The 2079-nt window shown below is 52.9% G+C and carries 2 protein-coding genes; one reads left to right on the top strand and one right to left on the bottom strand.

The window, feature by feature from the left end:
• Nucleotides 1–178: 178 nt before the first annotated feature.
• Nucleotides 179–1075, top strand: a complete 897-nt coding sequence (locus tag RRY12_13065; GenBank protein MEG2185604.1) for a DMT family transporter — start codon at nt 179–181, stop codon at nt 1073–1075.
• A 107-nt stretch (nt 1076–1182) separates the two neighbouring features.
• Here RRY12_13065 and RRY12_13060 read toward each other — a convergent pair whose 3' ends face one another.
• Complete coding sequence (locus tag RRY12_13060; protein MEG2185603.1) at nt 1183–1947, bottom strand: ABC transporter ATP-binding protein; 765 nt, start codon at nt 1945–1947, stop codon at nt 1183–1185.
• Between the last annotated feature and the right edge of the window lie 132 nt (nt 1948–2079).

Raw genomic sequence — 2079 nt, 5'->3', positions numbered from 1 at the left:
CTGGCAGGCGGTCAAAAATAAAAAAACCAGCGGAAAAACGAAAGCTCTTGGCAAAGTTTTTCGCTGGTTGGTCATATATGCACCTGAACACTATTTTTACAAAAAACGGCACGTCAGAGGTTATAATGATGCGGGGACGCGGGACGTCTCGAAATTTATTTTGAAGGGGCGACACGCCGTGCCTGACGATAAAAATATACGCGCCGGGAGCTACTGGCTTGCTGGATTTGTCATTTTGATATGGAGCATCACCTTTGTCTCAACAAAATTTCTGCTGGCGCGGCTTTCGCCGACGGAAATATTGTTTTACAGGGTGATGATAGCGCTTGCGCTTTTTACAGCCGTATCGCCCAAACGGGTTCGACTGCCGCTGAAACAGGAGCTGGCCATTGCGGCGGCCGGCTGTCTTGGCACTACCGTCTATTTTATGTGTGAAAATTTCGCGCTCTTTTACGGTACCGCCTCGAATGTATCTCTGATTGTTTCTACTGCGCCGCTGCTAACCGGTCTCGTGGTCCATGTTTTTGTCCGTGGTGAGCCTATCTCCAAAAAATTCATAACCGGCAGCGTATTCTGCCTCGTCGGCATCGCAGTGATCGTCTTCAACGGTCATTTTATCCTGAAACTGAATCCTTTAGGCGACATTATCGCGCTTCTTGCCGCGCTCTCGTTTGCCTTTTATTCGCTTATTGTCCGTAATATAGACCGAAGCATCAGCATGGTCGTCATAACACGCAAAAGTTTTTTCTACGCCCTGCTTTCGATGCTCCCGTTGACGCTTACGCCGCTCATCCAGTGGCGTCCAGAGGAACTGATGCGATGGGACGTGGCGTTGAACCTGCTGTTCCTGGGCGCGCTTGCGTCGGCCTTCTGTTACTGGGCGTGGGCCAAGGTCATATGGGGTCTCGGTCCGGTGAAAGCTAACAACCTTATATATCTTTCGCCGCCGCTTGCTATCCTCTGCGCCGCGCTTGTGCTGCACGAGCACATCACGCTCTTTGCGTTGTTGGGTGGTGTGCTGACGCTGATAGGAGTATATATCTCGCAGCACGAGAAACAATCGCCGCTGGAGTAAAAAGCGCAGAAAAGGACCGCCGTTTTGTCTATCGAAGCGGCGGTCCTTTTCCGCGATTATCGGGTGCAATATGCTGCATTGTACGCTAATCAAATGAGCTGAGTGTCTCATTCCAGCCTTTCGTTTTGTTCCAGCAGCGACAATATCCGCTCCGTCAACTCGCCGTAGCCGGGCGAGGTTCTGCGGCGCGGGCGTTCAAACGGGACTTTTATATTTTCAAGGACGCGCCCAGGATGTGCGGTCATTACTACTATTCTGTCCGCAAGGTAAAGTGCCTCGTCTACGCTGTGCGTCACGAAGACGACCGTTTTTTTGTTGTGTTCCCAGATTCGCAGCAGTTCCTTTTGCAGGAGCACGCGCGTATGCGCGTCCAGCGCGCCGAAGGGCTCGTCCATAAGCAGCACCTCTGGATCGTTTGCCAAAGCGCGCGCGATGGCGGCGCGCTGGCGCATGCCGCCGGAGAGTTCGTATGGCTTTGCGTCGGCGAACCTTTCAAGGCCGACGCGCTTGAGGAAATTTAGCGCGAGCGCCCGCCGTTCTTTTTTGGAAACTCCGTTGAACTCCGGCCCAAGCGCTACATTTTCCGCCACGGTACGCCACGGCAGTAGGGAGTATTCCTGAAAAACCATGCCGCGTTCTTTGGAGGGCCCCTCTATTGGCGCGTCTTTAAAGAGCGCTTCGCCGGAGGTCGCCTTTTCAAGCCCTGCCGCGATGCGCAGCCATGTTGATTTTCCGCACCCTGACGGCCCTAGCAGGCAGAGAAATTCCTTGTCAAAGACGGCGATTTCAGCGCCGTCAAGTGCAAAGACGCTGCCGCCTCCGTCAAGAGCGAATTTTTTGCACAAAGCTTTTGTTTCTATAAGCGGGGTCATCTTGACAACCTCTGCCACGCGAAGAACCTGGACTCAAAATATCGGAATCCTATATCTATCGCAAGCCCAGTGGCGCCTATGCTTATCATGCCTGCTATTACTATGTCCGTTCGAGCTACTGTGTAGGCGTGT

The sequence above is a fragment of the Cloacibacillus sp. genome (assembly GCA_036655895.1).
Classification (GTDB): Bacteria; Synergistota; Synergistia; order Synergistales; family Synergistaceae; genus JAVVPF01.
Note: the sequence above shows the minus strand (reverse complement) of the source record. Positions and strands in the feature narration are given on the sequence as shown.

Bases quoted from the DNA above. Each gene is read 5' to 3' on its own strand.
- RRY12_13060 (MEG2185603.1), bottom strand. From the start codon at position 1,947: ATGACCCCGCTTATAGAAACAAAAGCTTTGTGCAAAAAATTCGCTCTT.